Source organism: Nonomuraea glycinis, assembly GCF_014646515.1.
Classification (GTDB): Bacteria; Actinomycetota; Actinomycetes; order Streptosporangiales; family Streptosporangiaceae; genus Nonomuraea; species Nonomuraea glycinis.
The window spans coordinates 851,362-869,675 of record NZ_BMNK01000002.1; the positions used below are offsets into that span (position 1 = coordinate 851,362).

An 18,314-nucleotide genomic window follows, 5' to 3' on the forward strand; every position below is an offset into this window, starting at 1 on the left:
CACCGGCGCAGGGCCTCCAGCGCGTACGACCTACGTCATTTGTCCCGCATGGCAGTGAGTCTGCGATCCTGTGGCGGATGTCCCCCATCAATCTGACGGCGCTGCGGAATCCGGCCTTCCGGCTGCTCGCGGCGGCGCAGCTCGGGTTCGTGCTGGGCGAGCAGATCCTCGTGGTCGCCGTCACCGTCTCGCTGCTCGACGCCGGAGGCGACGCCGCCACCGTGGGGGTCGTGCTCGCCGCCAAGGGCATCGCGTCGTTGAGCCTGCTCCTGGTCGGCGGCGTATGGTCCGACCGCCTTCCGCGACGGCGCATCCTGATCATCATGCTGGGCGTCGACGCCGCCGCCGCGATCGTCCCGGTCCTCTTCCTCGCGGGCCGGCCGCCCGCCTGGTCGCTGGCGGCGGTGCTGTTCGCGGTCGGCGCGGCGGAGTCGTTCATCCGGCCAGCCTTCAACGCCATGCTGGCGAGCACGCTGACGGAGGAGCAGCGCGTCTCCGGCCGGGCCGTCGTCAACATCTGCACGCGGGTGGGCGTCATCGCCGGCCCGGTGCTCGGCACGCTGCTGGCGAGCGGTCTCGACCTCCTCCCGTTCGTGCTGGCGGCGGTCGTCTTCGCGGCCGGCGCGGCGACGTTCCGCCGGGTACGGGAACCCGCGTGGACGCCGGCGGCTCGCCGCTCGGTGCTGGGTGAGGCGTGGGCGGGGTTCGCCGAGGCGGGGCGCCGGCCGTGGCTGACGGCGCTGCTCCTGTTCTCCCCGGTCAGCCTCATGTTCGTGATCGCGCCGAGCCAGGTCCTGCTGCCGCTGCTGAGCCGCGACACCTTCGGCTCCTACACGGCGTACGGCACGGCCCTCGCGTGCTACGGCGCCGGTGGCCTGATCAGCAGTGTCACCATGATGGCCTGGCAGCCGAGGCGGCCGGGGGTCGTGGCCGTGTGCTCGATGTCCCTGTACGCGCTGGTCCCGCTGGCCCTGCTGTACGCCCCCTCCGTCGGAGTGCTGTTCTGCTGCTACCTCGTGGCCGGCTTCGGCGTCGAGACGTACGCCCTCACCTGGGACGTCGCGATGTACCGGGAGGTGCCGGACCACCTGATCGGGCGGATCACCTCGCTGGCCTGGCTCAGCACCTTCGGCCTGATGCCGTTCGGTCAGGCGCTGACCGGACCCCTGACGACCCTGCTGGGCACCGACGCCGTCCTCCTGGGCGCGGCCGGGCTGGTGCTGGTGATCCCGCCCTGCCTGCTCTTCGTGCGGGGGATGGCCCACCTGCGACGTTAGGCGGGTTCTTCGCACAGGTGGTGGCGCAGGCCCGCGAGGGCTGCGTCCAGGAGGGCGGGGAGGGAGGCGTCCTCGGTGTCCAGCCACTGTTCGTACGCCGACAGCGCCATGCCCAGGCTCACATGGCCTACCGTCCGGGGCAGCAGGTCGTGGGGGGACAGGCCGTACCTCTCGGCGGTGTAGTCGGCGATCACGGCGCGCCAGGCGGCGTATTTCAGGGCGGAGTGCGCCTGCAGGGCGGGGGTGGTGAGGAGGAGGCGCATGCGTTCGCGGTGCTGGGGGATCGCGGCCTCGTCCAGGTGGTTGAAGTCGAGCACTGCCTGGTGCACCGCCCGGTGGACCGGGATGTCCAGGGGGGTGGCCCGCAGGAACGCGCGCAGGTGCGCGAGGCCGGCCTCGAACTGGCCCCAGGGGATGTCGTTCTTGGATGGGTAGTAGCGGAACAGCGTGCGCCGGCCGATGCCCGCGGCTTCGGCGATGGCGTCCACGGTCGTTTCCTCGAAGCCCCGGACCGCGAACAGCCGGAACGCCGCCCGCTCGATCGCGCCGAGGTCTGTGGCGGGGCGGCGGCCGGGCGCCTGCCTGGGTCGGCTGCTCACCATCCCCCTGAAGGTACTCCACAAGTAGGGCCTTCCTTTTTGGCCCTCGGTGTCATTAAGTAGTTGATGCACTCGGTGCCGCAATTGCGCCGCCCCCGACCGAGGAGTAGTCATGGACGACAAGACCACCTCCACCACCGAGACGGACGAGCTCATCGAGGAGACGCTGCTGGAAGAGGTCTCCATCGACGGCATGTGCGGCGTCTACTAGCCGGCGCGCGGCGATGACGAGCCCGCTCGACCAGGCCTGGGAGCTTTCCCCCAGCGTCGCCCTGCGGCCGGAGACCTTCGGGGCGATGGCCTACCACTTCGGCAACCGGCGCCTGACCTTCCTCAAACGCACCGAGCTGGTCTCGGTCGTCGGGGCTCTCGCCGACCAGCCCGACGCCCGCGCCGCGCTGACGTACGCCGGGGTGCCCGCCGCCCGCTGGCCCGCCTACGCCGAGGCGCTGCGCAGCCTGGCGGCGACCGACATGATCAGATTACGTACGGGAGCAAGGACGCCGCCGCAGGCGCTCACCCCGACGGGCGGGGGGAGCGCGGCGGCGAGTGGGGCGCTGGTTCGGCGGTTCGAGCAGGGGCTCGCCGCGCCCATCTGCCTGACCTGGGAGCTCACCTACGCGTGCAACCTGTCCTGCGTGCACTGCCTGTCGTCGTCCGGGCGGCGTGACCCCCGCGAGCTGAGCACCGAGCAGTGCAAGGCGGTGATCGACGAGCTGCGCGACATGCAGGTCTTCTACGTCAACATCGGCGGTGGTGAGCCGACCGTGCGGCCCGACTTCTGGGAGCTGCTGGAATACGCGGTGAGCCAGAAGGTCGGCGTGAAGTTCTCCACGAACGGCGTCCGCCTCACGCCGGAACGGGCCCGATTCCTGGCGGCCACGGACTACGTGGACGTGCAGGTGTCGCTCGACGGCGCCACGGCGGAGGTCAACGACCGGGTGCGCGGCGCGGGATCGTACGTGACCGCGCTGCGGGCGCTGGACGATCTGGCTGAGGCCGGGTTCGAGAACGCCAAGCTGTCCGTGGTCATGACCAGGGAGAACATCGGCCAGCTCGACGCGTTCAAGGCCATCGCGGACGCCAGGGGAGCGACCCTCCGGCTCACCCGGCTGCGCCCGTCGGGCCGTGGCGCCGACGTGTGGGACGACCTGCATCCGACCGCCGCCCAGCAGCGCGAGCTGTACGAGTGGCTGCTGCGGGCGGGCGAGGACGTGCTCACCGGCGACTCGTTCTTCCACCTGGCCGGCTACGGCGAGTCACTGCCGGGGCTGAACCTGTGCGGCGCGGGCCGGGTCGTCTGCCTGATCGATCCGGTCGGCGACGTGTACGCGTGCCCGTTCGCCATCCATGACCGCTTCCACGCCGGCAACGTGCTCACCGACGGCGGCTTCGCCACCGTGTGGCGGGAGTCGGAGCTGTTCAAGGAGCTCCGCTCACCCCAGACTGGCGGCGCCTGCTCCGGCTGCGACTTCTACGACTCCTGCCGGGGCGGGTGCATGGCGGCCAAGTTCTTCACCGGGCTGCCGCTGGACGGGCCCGACCCCGAATGCGTTCAGGGACACGCCGAAGGCGCGCTCGCCGCGCCCGGCCGTACGACGCCCAAGCCCGGCCAGGACCACTCCCACCGCACCCGCCCCGGCGGCGCGCGGCCGGGGCCGGTGCCGGTGCCGGTGACCATCGGGCGCCGTCCCACTCCGGCCGCGCGGCCGGTGCCGGTGACCCTTGGGCGCCCCACCCCAGCCGCTCCACCTGTGCACGCGTGCGCCGAGAGCCCGCTCGCCGGGTTCTCCGACGGCTAGAAATCGCCGGGTTCTGCGACGAGGAAAGAGGTTCGATGGCGAACGCGTGGTTCGAGACGGTGGCGGAGGCGCAGCGGCGGGCGCGGCGCCGGCTGCCCGGGTCGGTCTACTCGGCGCTGCTCGCCGGCTCGGAACGAGGCCGGACCTACCGCGACAACCTGGCCGCGTTCGCCGAGCTCGGCTTCGCGCCGCACGTGGCGGACCTGCCCGCCAAGCGGGATCTGGGCACCACGGTGATGGGTCAGCAGATCTCGATGCCGGTGCTCATCTCGCCCACCGGGGTGCAGGCCGTACACCCTGATGGGGAGGTGGCGGTGGCGCGCGCCGCAGCGGCGCGCGGCACGGTCATGGGGTTGAGCAACTTCGCGAGCAAGTCCGTGGAGGAGGTCGTGCCGGCCAACCCGCGGACCTTCTTCCAGATGTACTGGATGGGCAGCAAGGACTCCATGGCCGGGCACATGGAGCGGGCCCGCGACGCCGGGGTCAAGGGGCTGATCGTCACCCTGGACTGGACGTTCTCCCACAGCCGGGACTGGGGCAGCCCGTGGATCCCGGACAAGCTGGACCTGAAGGCGATGGCCCGGCTCGCGCCGCAGACGCTGGCGCGGCCGCGGTGGCTGCTCGGCTTCGTCAAGTCCGGCCGGCTGCCCGACCTGACCGTGCCCAACGTGTCGGAGCCGGGCAGGCCGGCCCCGACGTTCTTCGGCGCGTACGGCGAGTGGATGCGGACACCGCCGCCGAGCTGGGAGGACGTGCGGTGGATGCGGGAGCAGTGGGGCGGGCCGTTCATGCTCAAGGGCATCGGCCGCCGCGACGACGCCCGCCGGGCGGTGGACATCGGGGTCACCGCGATCTCGGTGTCCAACCACGGCGGGAACAACCTGGACGGCACACCCGCCACCATCCGGCTGCTGCCCGGCATCGCGGCCGCCGTCGGCCACGAGATCGAAGTCCTGATGGACGGTGGTGTACGGCGCGGCGGTGACGTGGTCAAGGCGGTCGCGCTGGGCGCGCGGGCGGTGATGATCGGCCGCGCCTGCCTGTGGGGGCTGGCGGCGAACGGGCAGGCGGGCGTCGAGAACGTGCTGGACGTGCTGCGCAACGGGATCGACTCGGCGCTGCTGGGCCTCGGCCGGGCTTCCGTGCACGACCTGGTGCCCGGTGACGTGGTGATGCCGCCGGGGTTCACCCGCGAGATCGGCTGACTGCGTGAAGAGGCGGCGGCCTGCGCGAGATCGGCTGACCACCCGATGAGGCGGCGGCCTGCCCCGAAGGATGATCCTCTGTCCGAGGAGGGTGACGAGCGTGCGCTGGCGGGTCTGGCCTGGTCCGCGCTGCCGGCCTCGCCCACGGTCCTGGTGCCGCTCGGCTCCACCGAGCAGCACGGTCCGCACCTGCCGCTGCACACCGACACGACCATCGCGACGGCGGTGGCGCGGGCCGTGGCCGCCCGTCTCCGGTTTCTGGTGGCGCCCGCCGTCGCGTACGGCGCCAGCGGCGAGCACCAGGACTTCCCCGGCACGATGTCCATCGGTACCGAGGCGCTCCAGGTCCTGCTGGTCGAGCTCGTCCGGTCGCTGTCCCGCTGGGCCGGGCAGGTCGTGATCGTCAACGGGCACGGCGGCAACCTGCGCGCCCTTGCCGCCGCCGTGGCGCGGTTACGGTACGAGGGGCACGCCGTGGTGTGGGCACCCTGTACGACCCCCGGCACCGACGCCCACGCCGGCCATGCCGAGACCTCGCTCATGCTGCATCTGGCCCCGCACCTGGTGGACCTGGCATGGGCCGCGCCGGGCAACCTCACCCCGCTCGCCGACCTTTTGCCCACGCTCACGGCCGAGGGCGTCGCCGCCGTGTCCCCGTCCGGCGTGCTCGGCGACCCCACCACGGCCTCCGCCGAGGCCGGCCGCCACCTGTTCGAGCAGCTGGCCGACGACGTGACGACCCGAATCCGAAACGGCGAAACAGACCGCACAGGCCGCCTCCTGAAACCGGCCGCGTCCGGGAGCAGAGGTGAGTGAGGGGCCGGTGGCTGCCGGTGGAGGGCGGGTGGCGTTGGTGACCGGGGCGGCGCGGGGGATCGGGGCGGCTGCCGTACGGGCTCTGTGTGCCAAGGGGTATCGGGTCGTCGCGGTCGACGGTTGCGCGGGGGACGGGCCGGAGCGGCCTGCCGGCGTGAGTTATGCGCTGGCGACCAAGGGTGAGCTGGAGGAGTTGGCCGATGACCACCCCGGCGCGGTCGTACCGTCTGTCGCTGATGTACGTGACGCCGATGAGCTGGCGGAGGCCGCGGCCCTGGCCGTGGCGCGGTTCGGGCGGCTGGACGCGGTCGTGGCCGCCGCGGCGGTCATCGTCGGCGGCCGGCCGCTGTGGGAGACGCCGGCCGCGCATGTGCACACCCTGTGGGAAACCGACGTGCTCGGCGTGTGGAACACGGCCGCCGCGTGTGTCCCGCACCTGCTGGCCGGGCCCGAGCCGGGCGGGTGCCGGTTCGTCGCGGTGGCCTCGGCCGCCGGGTCCCACGGGCTGTTCCGCCTGTCGGCCTACACGATGGCCAAGCACGCCGTGGTCGGCCTGGTCCGCGGGCTCGCCGCCGACTTGGTCGGTACCGGCGTGACCGCGGTCGCCGTCTCTCCCGGCTCGACCCGTACGCCCATGCTCAGCGCCACCGCCGACCTCTACGCCCTGGACACCATGGACGCCTTCGCCTCCTCCCAACTCCTGCGCCGCCTCATCGACCCCGCCGAGATCGCCGCGACGATCGCGTTCTGCTGCTCCCCCGAGGGAGGCGTCCTCAACGGATCCGTGGTGTCAGCGGACGGAGGCTTCACCCCGTGACCGGTCCGCTGCCGGTCGGGTTCGCCGTTCGGTTGAATCGGCACGTCCAGGTTCGTGACGGTGGTCGGACCCTCGTCGGCGGGGCGCCGACGCGGGTGCTCTACCTCACCGAGCGCGCCAGGGCGCTGATCGTCGATCGCACCGTACGGGTGACCGGCCGGGCCACGGCCACGCTCGCCGACCGGCTGCTCGACACCGGCATGGCCGACCCGATCGTGGCGGAGCTGCCCGACCGCGACCTGTCCCAGGTGACGGTCGTCGTCCCGATCCGCGACCGTCCCGGCCCGCTGGACAGGCTGCTGGCCTGTCTGGACGGCCGCCTGCGGGTGGTCGTGGTCGACGACGGCTCCGCGGAGCCGGAGGCCATCGCGGCGGTGGCGGCCGCCCATCGGGCCGAGCCGGTCGCGCTGGCCGTGAACGGTGGCCCCGCCGCGGCCAGGAACGCGGGGCTGCGCCGGGTCACCACCCCCTACGTCGCCTTCGTCGACTCCGACGTGGTCCTCGACCCCGACGCGCTGCCGCTCCTGCTGCGCCACTTCGCCGACCCGAGGGTGGCCATGGCCGCCCCGCGCGTGCTGGGGCTGCGCATGCCGGGCCGGGACCGGTGGATCCGCCGGTACGAGGACGCGCGCTCCTCGCTCGACCTCGGGGTGGAGCCGGGGATCGTCCGGCCGCGCGCCCCCGTCTCCTGGGTGCCGAGCGCCTGTCTGCTGGCCCGGGTGGACGCGCTGGGCGACGGGTTCAGCGCCGACATGCGCGTCGCCGAGGACGTCGACCTGGTGTGGCGGCTCGCCGCCGCCGGCCGGCGGATCCGCTACGAGCCCACGGCGGTCGTACGGCACGAGCACCGTGCGGACGTGCACGACTGGCTCGCCCGCAAGGCGTTCTACGGCACCGGCGCGCACCTGCTGGCCCGGCGCCACGGGACGAACGTGGCGCCCGTCGTGCTGGCTCCCTGGAGCGTGGGCTTCGTCCTCGCGCTGCTCGCCCAGCGGCGCTGGTCCCTGCCCGTCGCCGCGCTGCTCCTCGGCGTGGCCGCCGCGCGGATCGCGCGCAAGGTCGAGGGGAGCGCGCACCCGCGACGCCTGGGCCTGCGGCTGGCCGTGGACGGCGCGGTCGCCTCGGTCTGGCAGGCCGCCGCGCTCCTGCTGCGCCACTGGTGGCCGGTGGCCGCCGTCGGCTGCCTGTTCTCCCGGAGACTGCGCCGCGCCATGGTCGCGGCCACGGTGCTCGACACCGTGGTCGATCTACGCCGCACGAGGGCGCACCTGGACCCGATCAGGTACGCCCTCGCCCGCCGCCTCGACGACGCGGCCTACGGCTGCGGCGTCTGGTACGGCGCGATCCGCGGCCGTTCACCCCGGGCCCTGCTACCGGACGTACAGCGGCGGGCCCGGGGCCGGCGCCCGGTCAATCGTGGACGATGACGCCGCGGATGTTCTTGCCGTCGGCCAGGTCCTGGTAGGCGTCGTTCACCTGGTCGAGCCGGTACCGCTGGGTGATCAGCTCGTCGAGCTTGAGGTCGCCCGCGCGGTACAGCCCGAGCAGCTTGGGCACGTCATACAGCGGGTTGCAGTCGCCGAACAGCGCGCCACGGATCTGCCGCTGGTAGCCGATCAGCAGTCCCGCGCGGAAGTGCACCGCCTGCTCGTTCATCTTCCCGACCGCGGTGACGGTCACCTTGCCGCCCTTGCCGACCATCGCGACCGCCGCCTGCACGATCTCCTCGGTGAGCACGCCGGGGGTGAGGATCGCGTGGTCGGCGAGTTGTCCCCAGGTGGTGTCGACGATGAAGTCGTGCGCCTCGGCGGCGGTGGCGAAGGTGTGCGTGGCGCCGAAGGTCTTGGCCATGTCCCGCTTGAACGCGACCGGGTCGACGACGACCACGTTCTTCGCCCCGGCGTACCGGGCGCCCTGCACCGCGTTGCTGCCCACGCCGCCCGCGCCGAAGATCGCCACGGTGTCCCCGGCCCGCACCCCGGCCGCGTACACGGCCGAGCCCCAGCCGGTCGGCACGCCGCAGCCGACCAGCGCGCCGATCTCGAACGGGATGTCGTCGGCCAGCGGGAGGCACGCGTACTCCGAGACCACCGCGTACTCGGAGAAGGTGCCCAGGGTGCAGAAGCCGCCGAGGTCCTCCTCGCCGAGGTGGAAGCGGAAGGTGCCGTCGAGGAACATGCCGGTGCCGGCGTTCAAGCCCTTGACGCACATGTTCTGATGGCCGGTCGAGCAGGGCCGGCAGGCGCCGCACGCCGGGATGTAGGAGCAGATGATCCGGTCGCCGGGCTTGACCCGGCGCACGTCCGGGCCGACCGACTCGACCACGCCGGCGCCCTCGTGGCCGCCCACCACGGGGAAGCGCACGCCGGCGTCGCCCTTGGTGATGTGGTCGTCGGAGTGGCACAGCCCGGAGGCGTGGAACTTCACCCGCACCTCGTGCGCCTTGGGCGCGTCGAGCTGGAGCTCGGCCAGCTCCCAGCCGGTGTGCGGTCGGCGGGCGATGGCGGCGCGAGTGGTGAGGCTCATCGGGACTCCTTGAGCGTGGTCGGGGATCTCACGGCGTCGCGACCTTCATCGCCGTGACGTGGGGCAGGACCTCGGCGCCGAGCAGAGCAATGTGGTCCAGGTCGTGAATGTCGTAGATGTGCAGGTAGACGGTGTCGACGCCGAGACCGCCGAGCTCCGCGATCCGCTCGGTGAGCATCGCGGGGGTGCCGATGAGGGCGTTGGTCCGGATGAAGTCCGAGCCGATGACGGACGCCCGGCGCTCCGTCTCGGCCGGGGTGCCGCCGACGGCCGTCGGGATGACCGAGGAACGGCGCGGCTCGGCCGGGTCGCGGCCGATCGCCTCGCAGGCCCGGCTGAAGGTGCCCAGCCGCTCGCGCAGGTCGCCGCCGAGCGCGGTGTTGAACTCGCTCGCGTACCTGGCCGCGATGGCCGGGGTGCGCTTCGGCCCCGACCCGCCGATCAGGATCGGCGGGTACGGCGACTGCACCGGCCGTGGCGGATTGCGGTTGGCCTCGATCCGGTAGTGGGCGCCGTCGAAGGAGAAGCCGTCCGGGTCGCCGGGCGGTGTGCCCCACAGCCCGGTGATGACGGCGAGCTGCTCCTCCAGCCGGTCGAACCGCTCCCGCTGCGCCGGGAACGGGATGCCGAACGCGGCATGCTCACGCTCGAACCAGCCGGTGCCGAGGCCGAGCTCGACCCGGCCGCCGCTCATCTGGTCCACCGAGGCGACGATGGTCGCCAGCAGGCCGGGATGGCGGAACGTGGCCGCGCCCATCAGCGCGCCGAGCCGTACCCGCTGGGTGTCGCGAGCGAGTGCGCCGAGCGTCGTCCAGCAGTCGGTGGGCTGGTAGGCCGGGTCGTCGGGGACGACGCCGAGCAGGTGGTCGGAGCGGAAGAAGGCGTCGAACCCGGCGTCCTCGACGGCCAGCGCCATCGCCAGGAAGTCGGCGTAGGCGCCGCCGTGCTGGGGCTCCACCAGGATGCGGAGCCGGATGCCGTCACCGGGTGCCACGCAGCGACACCGCCTTCACCTGGGTGTAGTCCTGCACGGCCTCGGCGCTCATGGTCCGGCCGAAGCCGCTCTTGCGGTAGCCGCCGAACGGCGCGCCGATCACGCCGGGCCCGAACGCGGCGTTCACCGAGACCTGACCCGCCTGCAGCCCGCGCGCCATCCGCACCGCGCGGCCGACGTCGGCCGTCCACACCGAGGCGACCAGGCCGTAGTCGGTGCCGTTGGCGACCGCCAGGGCCTCCTCCTCGTCGTCGACCGGCAGCACCGACAGCACCGGCCCGAAGATCTCCTCCTGGGCGATGCGCATGCCCGGGTCCACCTGGTCGAACAGGGTGGCCTCGACGAAGTAGCCGCGCTCGAACTCCTCGCCCTCGGGCACGCCGCCGCCGGTGACCAGCTCGGCCCCCTCCTGCCGGCCGAGCTCGATGTAGCCGAGCACCCGGTCGTGCTGCTTGCCGTTGATCAGCGGGCCCATCTGCACCGGCTGGTGCCACGGCCCCACCGTGATCCGGCGCATCTCCTCGGCGAGCCGGCGCACCACCTCGGCGTGCACCGAGCGCTCCACGACGACGCGCGAGCCGGCCGCGCAGATCTGGCCGGTGTTCAGCGTGATGCCGCGCACGATCGTCGGGATCGCCGCGTCCAGGTCCGCGTCAGCGCAGATCACCTGCGGCGACTTGCCGCCCAGCTCCAGGTGCAGCGGGGTGAGATTCTTGGCGCAGGCGGCCATCACCAGCGACCCGGTCTCCGGCGACCCGGTGAAGCTCACCCGGTTCACCCCCCGATGCGCCGGCACCGCCGCTCCGGCCTCGTGGCCGTAGCCGGTGACGACGTTGATCACGCCCGCCGGGATGCCCGCCTCCATCGCCAGCTTGGCCAGCGCCAGCGGGGTCAGCGGCGCGTCCTCGGCCGGCTTGACCACGATCGTGTTGCCCGCCGCGACGGCCGCGCCGACCTCACTGGCGAACATCGGGCCGGGCGCGTTCCACGGGATGATGACACCCACCACCCCGTACGGCTCCCGCAACGTCATGCCGAGCACGCCGGGGGTGTGGGTCGGCATCGTGTGCCCGAGCACCTTGTCGGCCTGCCCGGCGATGAAGGTGAGGATCCTCGGCATCGGCGACGGGCCCCAGTGCGGGCGGCCGACCTCCTGCGACTCGATCCGGTCGATCTCGGCCGCGTGCCGCTGGATCAACTCCGCCCACCGGGCGACCAGGCCGCCGCGCTCGGTCGCGTTGGTGTCGCGCCAGGCGGGGAACGCCGCGGTGGCCGCCCTGACGGCGTGGTCGACGTCCACGGCGGTGCCGCGCGGCACCCGGGCGAGCACCTCGCGGGTCGCCGGGTTGATCACCTCGATGGTGTCTCCGCCTGCCGCGGGAACCCACTCGCCGCCGATCAGGTGCGCGTTGTCGATGATGAGAGGCGAGTTGGTCGCCGACTCGGACAGGACGCTCGTCATGGGGAACTCCTCAGTGCTTGATCGACTCGGTGCTCGGAACGACTCAGTGCTCGTGAACGATGACGCCGCGGACGTTCTTGCCGTCCAACATGTCCTGGTAGCCCTGGTTGACCTCGTCCAGGCGGTAACGCCGGGTGATCAGCTCGTCCAGCTTGAGGTCACCGGAGCGGTACAGCCCCAGCAGGCGGGGCACGTCGTACAACGGGTTGCAGGACCCGAAGATGGCGCCCTGGACGCGCCGCTGGTAGCCGATGAGCAGGCCCGCGCCGGTGTTCAGCTCGCCGCCGCCGACCGCGGTGATGGTCACCTGGCCGCTCTTGCCGACGACCTTGAGGGCGTTCTCGATCACCTCGTCGTGCAGGATGCCGACGGTGATGATGGCATGGTCGGCCAGCTCGCCCCAGGTGGTGCCGACGATGAAGTCGTGCGCCTCGGCGGCGGTGGCGAAGGTGTGCGTGGCGCCGAAGACCTTCGCCATGTCCCGCTTGAACGCGACCGGGTCCACGACCACCACGTTCTTCGCCCCGGCGTGCCGGGCGCCCTGCACCGCGTTGCTGCCCACGCCGCCCGAGCCGTAGATGACCACGGTCTCGCCGGCCCGGACGCCCGCGGCGTACACCGCCGAGCCCCAGCCGGTCGGCACGCCGCAGCTCACCAGGGCGCCGACCTCGAACGGGATGTCGTCGTCGACCTTGATGCAGGACCACTCCGACAGCACCGCGTACTGGGAGAAGGTGCCCAGCACGCAGAGCCCGCCGAAGTCCAGCCCGTCCTTGTGGAAGCGGAACGTGCCGTCGGGGAACATGCCGGTGCCCGCGTCCTTGCCGGCGTCGCACAGGCCCTGCCGGCCGGTCGAGCAGTAGCGGCACGAGCCGCACACGGGGATGAACGAGCAGACGACGTGGTCGCCCACCGCCACCCGGGTCACCCCGTCGCCGACCGCCTCGACGATGCCGGCGCCCTCGTGGCCGCCGACGACCGGCATCCGCATGGGGGCGTCGCCCTTCTGGATGTGGTCGTCGGAATGGCACAGCCCGGCGGCCATGAACTTGACCCGGACCTCGTTGGCCTTCGGCTCGTCCAGGTCGACGTCCGTGATCTCCCATGGCTTGCCGGGTTCGTACAGGATGGCAGCCCGCGTGGTCATGCTCATGTGAGCCTCTTTTCGTGATCTTCACTGGCACTGGCGAGCGGGAAGTGGCAGGCGACCTGGTGGCCGGGGAACGGCTCGCGCAGCTCGGGTGACTCCTGCGCGCACCGCTCCCGCGCCAGCGGGCACCGGGTGCGGAAGCGGCAGCCGGAGGGCGGGTTGATCGGCGAGGGCGGCTCCCCGGCCGGCGGCGAGGGGCGGCGCACCCGGCCGGTGACCGGGTCCAGGCCGGGGATCGAGTCGAGCAGCGCCGAGGTGTAGGGGTGCAGCGGCCGCCGGTACAGCTCCCCGGCCGGGCCGACCTCCACGAGCCGGCCCAGGTGCATCACCGCCACCCGGTCGCTGACCTGCTTGACCAGCGCCAGGTCGTGCGAGATGAACAGGTACGACAGGCCGAGCTCGGTGCGCAGCCGCTCGAACAGGTTCAGCACCTGCGCCTGGATCAGCACGTCGAGCGAGGCCACCGCCTCGTCGCAGACGATCAGCGCCGGGTTCAGCGCGATAGCGCGGGCGATGGCCACCCGCTGGCACTGCCCGCCGGACAACTCGTGCGGGCGGCGTCCGCCGTACACGCTCGGATCCAGGCCGACCAGGTCGAGCAGCTCGGCGACCCGCGCCCGCCGCTGGGTCGCCGAGCGCACGCCGTAGCCGCGCAGCGGCTCCTCGACCAGTTCGGTGATCCGCCAGCGGGGGTTCAGCGAGCCGAACGGGTCCTGGTAGACCATCTGCATGTGGCGGCGCGCCTCCGTCAGCGCGCGCCGCCCGAGTGTCATCAGGTCGGTGCCGAGGAAGCTCACCACGCCCGACTTCGGGCGGGGCGCCTGGATGACGGAGCGGGCCAGGGTGGACTTGCCCGACCCGGTCTCGCCCACCACGCCCAGGGTCTCCCCGGCGCGCATCTCGAACGACACGTTCGACACCGCGTGCACCTTCGCGCCCTTCACCCCGCCGGGGCCGCGCACGGCGAACTCCTGCACGACGTCCCGCACGTCGAGCAGCGGCCCGCCGGCCTCGCGCGTCATGATCATCCCTGCACTCCGTCCTTGACCGGCCGGGCGTGCGCGCCGCCGGGCTCGCCGGGGTCCCTGGCGGGGTCCTCTGCGGGGTCCTTTGCGGGGTGCCAGCAGGCCCACCAGTGCCCCGGCTCGTGCTCCTCGAAGGGCGGCGGCTCCAAGCAGGCGTCGGTGGCGGCGGCGCAGCGCGGCCGGAACGGGCAGCCCGCCGGCAGCGCCGCCGGGTCCGGCGGCTGACCGGGGATCACCGGCAGCAGCGCGTGCGGCTCCCGCTCCAGCAGCGGGATCGCCCCCAGCAACGCCTGCGTGTACGGCATCCGCACGTGCGCGAACAGCTCCTCGGCGGAGGCGTACTCCACGGCCCGCCCGGCGTACATGACCACGACGTTCTTCGCGTAGCTCGCCGCCAGCCCCAGATCGTGGCTGATCAGGATGATCGCCATGCCGAGCCGCTGCTGGAGTTCGAGCAGCAGCTCCATGATCTGGGCCTGGGTGGTCACGTCGAGCGCGGTGGTCGCCTCGTCCGCGATGAGCAGCCGCGGCTCGCCCGCCAGCGCGATGGCGATCACCACGCGCTGGCGCATGCCGCCGGAGAGCTGGTGCGGATACTCGTAGAACCGGCGCTCGGCCGCGGGCAGGTGGACCAGCTTGAGTAGCTCCACCGCCCGCGCCGCGGCCTGTTTGCGGCTCATGTCGGAGTGCGCCCGGATCGCCTCGGTGATCTGGGCGCCGATCCGCATGGTCGGGTTGAGCGACCTGGCGGGGTCCTGGAAGACCATCGCGATCTCCGCGCCGCGCCAGCCGCGCATCTCCCGCTCGGGCATGCCGAGCAGCTCGGTGCCCTCGAACCGAGCCGATCCGCTCACCTGGGCCGACGGCGGCAGCAGCCCCATCAGGGTGCGGGCGCTGACGCTCTTGCCCGAGCCGGACTCGCCGATGATCGCCAGGATCTCGCCGGCGTTCAGCCGGTAGGACAGCCCGTTCACCGCGTGCACCCGGCGTCCTCCGCGCGAGAAGCGGACCCGCAGGTCGCGCACCTCCAGCAGCGCCCTGCCGGCGTCGCGGCCGGAGCCGGGCGGGGCGAGGGTGTCGGCACGTTCTCCGCTCATCGGACACTTCCTTGGGTGCGCAGAGCCTCGCCGAGGAGGTTGAAGGCGAGTACGGAGACGAACAGGGCGAGGCTGGGCCACACCACCATGTCCGGCGTGGCCGACAGGCTGGCCTGCCCTTGCGCGACCATGTTGCCCCAGCTCGGATCGGGTGCCGGGATGCCGAGCCCGAGGAAGCTCAGCGCCCCCTCGATGATGATCACGATGCCCATGCCGAGCATGCTGAAGGTGATCAGTTGCGGGCCGATGTTCGGCGCGACGTGCCGGAGCAGCACCCGCCACCACGGGGTGCCGCACAGCTGGGCCGCGGTCATGAACGGCAGCTCGCGCAGTCCCAGCGTGGCCGCCCGGGAGACGCGGGCGAAGGCCGGGATGCTGAAGAACGCCAGCGCGAGGATCGTGTTGGTCAGGCTCGGCCCGAGGCTCTGCGCCACCGCGAGGGTGAGCACCAGCGACGGGAACGCGATCAGCACGTCGAGCACCCGCATGATCACGGTGTCCAGCGCGCCGCCGACGTACCCGGACAGGGCGCCGAGCAGCCCGCCGACGAACAGGCCGATCAGGTTCACCGCGATGGTGACCAGCAGGGACGCCCGCCCGCCGTACAGGATGCGGGACAGGATGTCGTTGCCGTTGGGGTCGGTGCCGAGCAGGTGGCCGGGGGAGAACGCCGGCAGGGCCGACTCCAGCACGTCGCCGCCGACCGGGGCGGGGATCGGCAGCACCAGCGGGCCCAGGAAGCAGCCGGCCAGCACGAACGCGACCAGCCCGGCCGGCACGTACAACGCCAACTTGCGCCCCCAGGGCCGGCGGGCTGGGGCGAGGCCGAGCTCCGCCGCCGGCGCCTCAACCGCTGCCATAGCGAATCCTCGGGTCGAGTACGGCGTACAGCAGATCGGTGATCAGGTTCGCCAGCACCGTCACGACGGCGAAGACGATGACGCACGCCTGCACCACCAGCACGTCACGGGTGTTGATCGCCTGCAGCATGAGCTGGCCGAGCCCGGGGATGGCGAAGATCGACTCGATGATGACCGTGGAGCCGATCAGCGTGCTCAGGTTCAGGCCGACCACGGTGATCAGCCCGAACGAGGAGTTGCGGAAGGCGTGCCGCAGCAGCACCTGCCACGGCCCGATGCCCTTCGCCTGCGCGGTGACGATGTAGTCCTGCCCCTGCAACTGGTCGACCAGGTCGCCCCGGAGGAAGCGGGTGTAGAAGCAGAACAGCGGAACCGCGATGGCCGTGGCCGGCAGCACCATCCCGCGCAGGTTCTCCACCGGATCCTCCGCGAACGGGACGTACCCGATCGCCGGGAGCACGGCGAACCGCACCGCGAAGACCAGCACCAGCACCAGGGCGAGCACGTAGCTCGCCACGGACAGCCCGCTGACGCTGACGAACATGCTGACCCGGTCGAACAGCCCGTCCGGCCGGCGGGCCGCCAGCAGCGCCACCGGCACCGCCAGCGCCACCGACGCGATCAGCGCCAGGCCGGTCAGCTCGGCGCTCACCGTCAGCCTCTCGCCGAGCTGACCGGCCACGTCTTGGCCGCTGACGAACGACCGGCCGAGGTCGCCGGTGACGGCGCCGCCGAGCCAGTCGAAGTACCGCGACACAGCGGGCTCGTTCAGGCCCATCTGCGCTTCCAGCGCGCGGATCTGCTCCGGGGTCGCCTCCGCGCCCAGGAGTTGCTGAGCCGCGTTGCCGGGGATCAGGTTCAGCACCCAGAAGGTGAGGACGCTGACCCCCAGCATGATCGGAATCGCCATCAGCAGCCGCTTGCCCACCATCCGGAAGGCCGGTGACCCGAACAGGCGGGCCGGGACGCTCCGGTAACGCCGGTCTAAGGCGACCGTCACTTCTCCCTCCAGACCTTGTCCCACTGGACGGCCGTGTTGACGGCGAGCGACGGGATCTTCGTGGTCAGCCCGGGGCCGTGCACGCCCTTGACCGCGAGGTTCGCCGGGGCGAAGGCCAGCCCGAACGGCGCGTACGCCTTGTCGCTGACGTACTTGCCCAGCTCCACGTACAGCGCGTCCCGCTCGGCGGCGTCCACGGTGGCCTCGGCCTTGCCCATCAGCTCGTCGACCTTGGGGTCCTTCACCCCGCTGAACGGCGAGTTCGACCGGAAGCGGAAGGCGACGCCCACGCCCGTCGCCGGGTCCCACGCGCCCGCCGTCTGCAGCATCGACTGCCACTTGCCGGAGTTGAACTGCTCGACCAGGGTCGACAGCGCGTACTCCTTGATGGTGACCTCGATGCCCGCTTCCTTCCACTGCGTCTGCAGCGCCACCATCACCTGCTTGGCCACGTAGGCGCCCAGGGTGCCCAGCTCGACCTTGAGCCCGCCCAGCTCCTGCACGAGCTGCTTGGCCTTGGCCACGTCCGGGGTCCGGTAGCCGGCCACGGTCGCGTGGTGGAACAGGCCGCCCGGCGCGGTGAACGACTGGCTCACCGGGTAGGCGTCCTTGAACAGGCCCTTGGCGATGGCGTTGAAGTCGGTCGCGTAGTAGATCGCCTCACGGGCCTTCGCGTTGTCGAACGGCGCCAGCTGGGTGTTGAGCTGCACGACGTACGGCGACGTCGGCGGCTGCAGGGTCACCGTCAGCCGGTCGCTCTTGCTCGCCTGGTCGATCAGCGGCACGGTGCTCATGCCCTCGAACGCCTGCCCCTGCCCGGCCGTCAGCGCCTGGAAGGCGGCCTGGTCGCCGCCGATCGACTTGAACGTCAGCTTGTCGAGGTAGGGCAGTCCCGGCTTGAAGTAGCCGGGGTTGCGCTCCAGCACCAGCTCGGAGCTCATCCGGTTCGTCACGATCTTGAACGGCCCGGCGCCGACCGGGTTCGCCCGGAACTGGTCCGGGCCCAGCTTGTCCACCGCGGTGGGCGAGGCCATCCAGTTGACGTTGGAGATGGGGAAGGCGTTGATGACCGAGGCGTACGGCCTGGTGAAGTGGAGGACGACGGTGTTCGGCTCCTCGACCGTGATGGGGTTCTTCTCCACCAGCGGCCAGCGGGGCGCGCAGGAGCAGGGGGACTTGACCCCGCGCTCGAAGTTGAAGACGACCGCCTTGGCGTCGAGCGGCGTGCCGTCGGTGAACTTCAGGCCCTCCCGGATCTTGATCTTCAGGACCTGCCCGTCCTCCAGCAGCTCGTAGCTCTCGGCCTGGTTGGGCTCGACCTTGGCGTCGCTGCCGTCGTCGTTGGCGGTGAGCGTGAAGAGCCCGCCGTAGATCGCGCTCATCTGGGGGATGTTGGCGGCGCCCGTGGTGTTGGTCGCCGGGTCCAGCCCGGTCGGCCAGGAGCCGGAGAAGGCGCTGTCCTCCAGTACGGTGAGCTCCCCGCCCTGCTGCGGGGTCTGCGCGGCGGCCGGCGAAGGGGAAGCGGTGGAGGCGGTCTGTGTGCTGCACGCGGCAACGGCCAATAAGGCGGCCAGAAGGGCTGCGATCCCTTGCTTCTGTAACGTCATCCGGGTCCTCCCGCTTTGGGTGATCGCGGCACGGCGACGGCGCCGCGAAGCGCTCCAGGCAACGACTGAGCACAAGA

Annotated in this window: 17 protein-coding genes; 7 read left to right on the top strand and 10 right to left on the bottom strand. The window is 72.1% G+C overall.

The features are described 5' to 3' along the window. The first annotated feature begins 77 nt into the window (after positions 1-77). Positions 78-1,277, top strand: a complete 1,200-nt coding sequence (locus IEY87_RS09210) for an MFS transporter (RefSeq protein ID WP_189138047.1) — start codon at positions 78-80, stop codon at positions 1,275-1,277. Here the strand turns inward: IEY87_RS09210 and mftR are convergent. After that, the gene (mftR, locus tag IEY87_RS09215) at positions 1,274-1,879 is read right to left on the bottom strand and encodes a mycofactocin system transcriptional regulator MftR (protein ID WP_189138048.1); all 606 of its coding nucleotides are present in this window, start codon (positions 1,877-1,879) and stop codon (positions 1,274-1,276) included. The genes IEY87_RS09210 and mftR overlap by 4 nt on opposite strands. 109 nt (positions 1,880-1,988) lie before the next feature. On the opposite strand from mftR, the gene mftA reads away from it, so the two are divergent. The 6 genes from mftA to mftF are packed head-to-tail and all read left to right on the top strand — an operon-like array spanning position 1,989 to position 7,943. After that, positions 1,989-2,087, top strand: coding sequence for a mycofactocin precursor MftA (gene mftA / locus IEY87_RS09220; RefSeq protein ID WP_189138049.1), 99 nt, complete (start codon positions 1,989-1,991; stop codon positions 2,085-2,087). Between the two features lie 13 nt (positions 2,088-2,100). Next, positions 2,101-3,678, top strand: a complete 1,578-nt coding sequence (gene mftC / locus IEY87_RS09225; protein ID WP_189138050.1) for a mycofactocin radical SAM maturase — start codon at positions 2,101-2,103, stop codon at positions 3,676-3,678. A gap of 35 nt (positions 3,679-3,713) precedes the next feature. Further along, positions 3,714-4,883 (top strand): pre-mycofactocin synthase MftD, encoded by a 1,170-nt coding sequence (gene mftD / locus IEY87_RS09230; RefSeq protein WP_189138051.1) that lies wholly within the window; start codon positions 3,714-3,716, stop codon positions 4,881-4,883. Between the two features lie 45 nt (positions 4,884-4,928). Continuing rightward, positions 4,929-5,699 (top strand): mycofactocin biosynthesis peptidyl-dipeptidase MftE, encoded by a 771-nt coding sequence (mftE, locus tag IEY87_RS09235; protein WP_189138052.1) that lies wholly within the window; start codon positions 4,929-4,931, stop codon positions 5,697-5,699. A 28-nt stretch (positions 5,700-5,727) separates the two neighbouring features. After that, positions 5,728-6,516 (top strand): mycofactocin-coupled SDR family oxidoreductase, encoded by a 789-nt coding sequence (locus IEY87_RS09240; protein WP_229699310.1) that lies wholly within the window; start codon positions 5,728-5,730, stop codon positions 6,514-6,516. After that, complete coding sequence (mftF, locus tag IEY87_RS09245) at positions 6,513-7,943, top strand: mycofactocin biosynthesis glycosyltransferase MftF (RefSeq protein ID WP_189138054.1); 1,431 nt, start codon at positions 6,513-6,515, stop codon at positions 7,941-7,943. The genes IEY87_RS09240 and mftF overlap by 4 nt, the downstream gene beginning before the upstream one ends. Here mftF and IEY87_RS09250 read toward each other — a convergent pair. Genes IEY87_RS09250 through IEY87_RS09290 form a run of 9 tightly spaced genes read right to left on the bottom strand, consistent with a single transcriptional unit; the run spans position 7,927 to position 18,237 of the window. Next, a complete protein-coding gene (locus IEY87_RS09250) occupies positions 7,927-9,042 on the bottom strand; it encodes an NDMA-dependent alcohol dehydrogenase (RefSeq protein WP_189138055.1) in 1,116 nt (371 codons plus the stop codon). The two genes, mftF and IEY87_RS09250, sit on opposite strands and share 17 nt — an antisense overlap. A 28-nt stretch (positions 9,043-9,070) precedes the next feature. Continuing rightward, positions 9,071-10,036, bottom strand: a complete 966-nt coding sequence (locus tag IEY87_RS09255) for an LLM class F420-dependent oxidoreductase (RefSeq protein ID WP_268241354.1) — start codon at positions 10,034-10,036, stop codon at positions 9,071-9,073. After that, the gene (locus tag IEY87_RS09260; protein WP_189138056.1) at positions 10,023-11,498 is read right to left on the bottom strand and encodes an aldehyde dehydrogenase family protein; all 1,476 of its coding nucleotides are present in this window, start codon (positions 11,496-11,498) and stop codon (positions 10,023-10,025) included. The genes IEY87_RS09255 and IEY87_RS09260 overlap by 14 nt, the downstream gene beginning before the upstream one ends. Positions 11,499-11,541: 43 nt before the next feature. Then, entirely contained in the window at positions 11,542-12,651 is a 1,110-nt protein-coding gene (locus tag IEY87_RS09265) for an NDMA-dependent alcohol dehydrogenase (protein ID WP_189138057.1), read from the bottom strand. Then, positions 12,648-13,676 carry an ABC transporter ATP-binding protein gene (locus tag IEY87_RS09270; protein ID WP_225277721.1) on the bottom strand — a complete coding sequence of 343 codons (1,029 nt, stop codon included), beginning with the start codon at positions 13,674-13,676 and terminating at the stop codon, positions 12,648-12,650. Before IEY87_RS09270 ends, IEY87_RS09265 begins: the two co-directional genes overlap by 4 nt. Next, positions 13,673-14,770: an ABC transporter ATP-binding protein gene (locus IEY87_RS09275; RefSeq protein WP_189138058.1), complete on the bottom strand. Its 1,098-nt coding sequence runs from the start codon at positions 14,768-14,770 to the stop codon at positions 13,673-13,675. Before IEY87_RS09275 ends, IEY87_RS09270 begins: the two co-directional genes overlap by 4 nt. Beyond that, positions 14,767-15,630, bottom strand: a complete 864-nt coding sequence (locus IEY87_RS09280; protein WP_189138059.1) for an ABC transporter permease — start codon at positions 15,628-15,630, stop codon at positions 14,767-14,769. The genes IEY87_RS09275 and IEY87_RS09280 overlap by 4 nt, the downstream gene beginning before the upstream one ends. Beyond that, on the bottom strand, positions 15,617-16,630 hold the full coding sequence (locus IEY87_RS09285; protein WP_225277722.1) for an ABC transporter permease: 1,014 nt from the start codon (positions 16,628-16,630) through the stop codon (positions 15,617-15,619). The genes IEY87_RS09280 and IEY87_RS09285 overlap by 14 nt, the downstream gene beginning before the upstream one ends. After that, complete coding sequence (locus IEY87_RS09290) at positions 16,627-18,237, bottom strand: ABC transporter substrate-binding protein (protein WP_189138060.1); 1,611 nt, start codon at positions 18,235-18,237, stop codon at positions 16,627-16,629. Before IEY87_RS09290 ends, IEY87_RS09285 begins: the two co-directional genes overlap by 4 nt. Between the last annotated feature and the right edge of the window lie 77 nt (positions 18,238-18,314).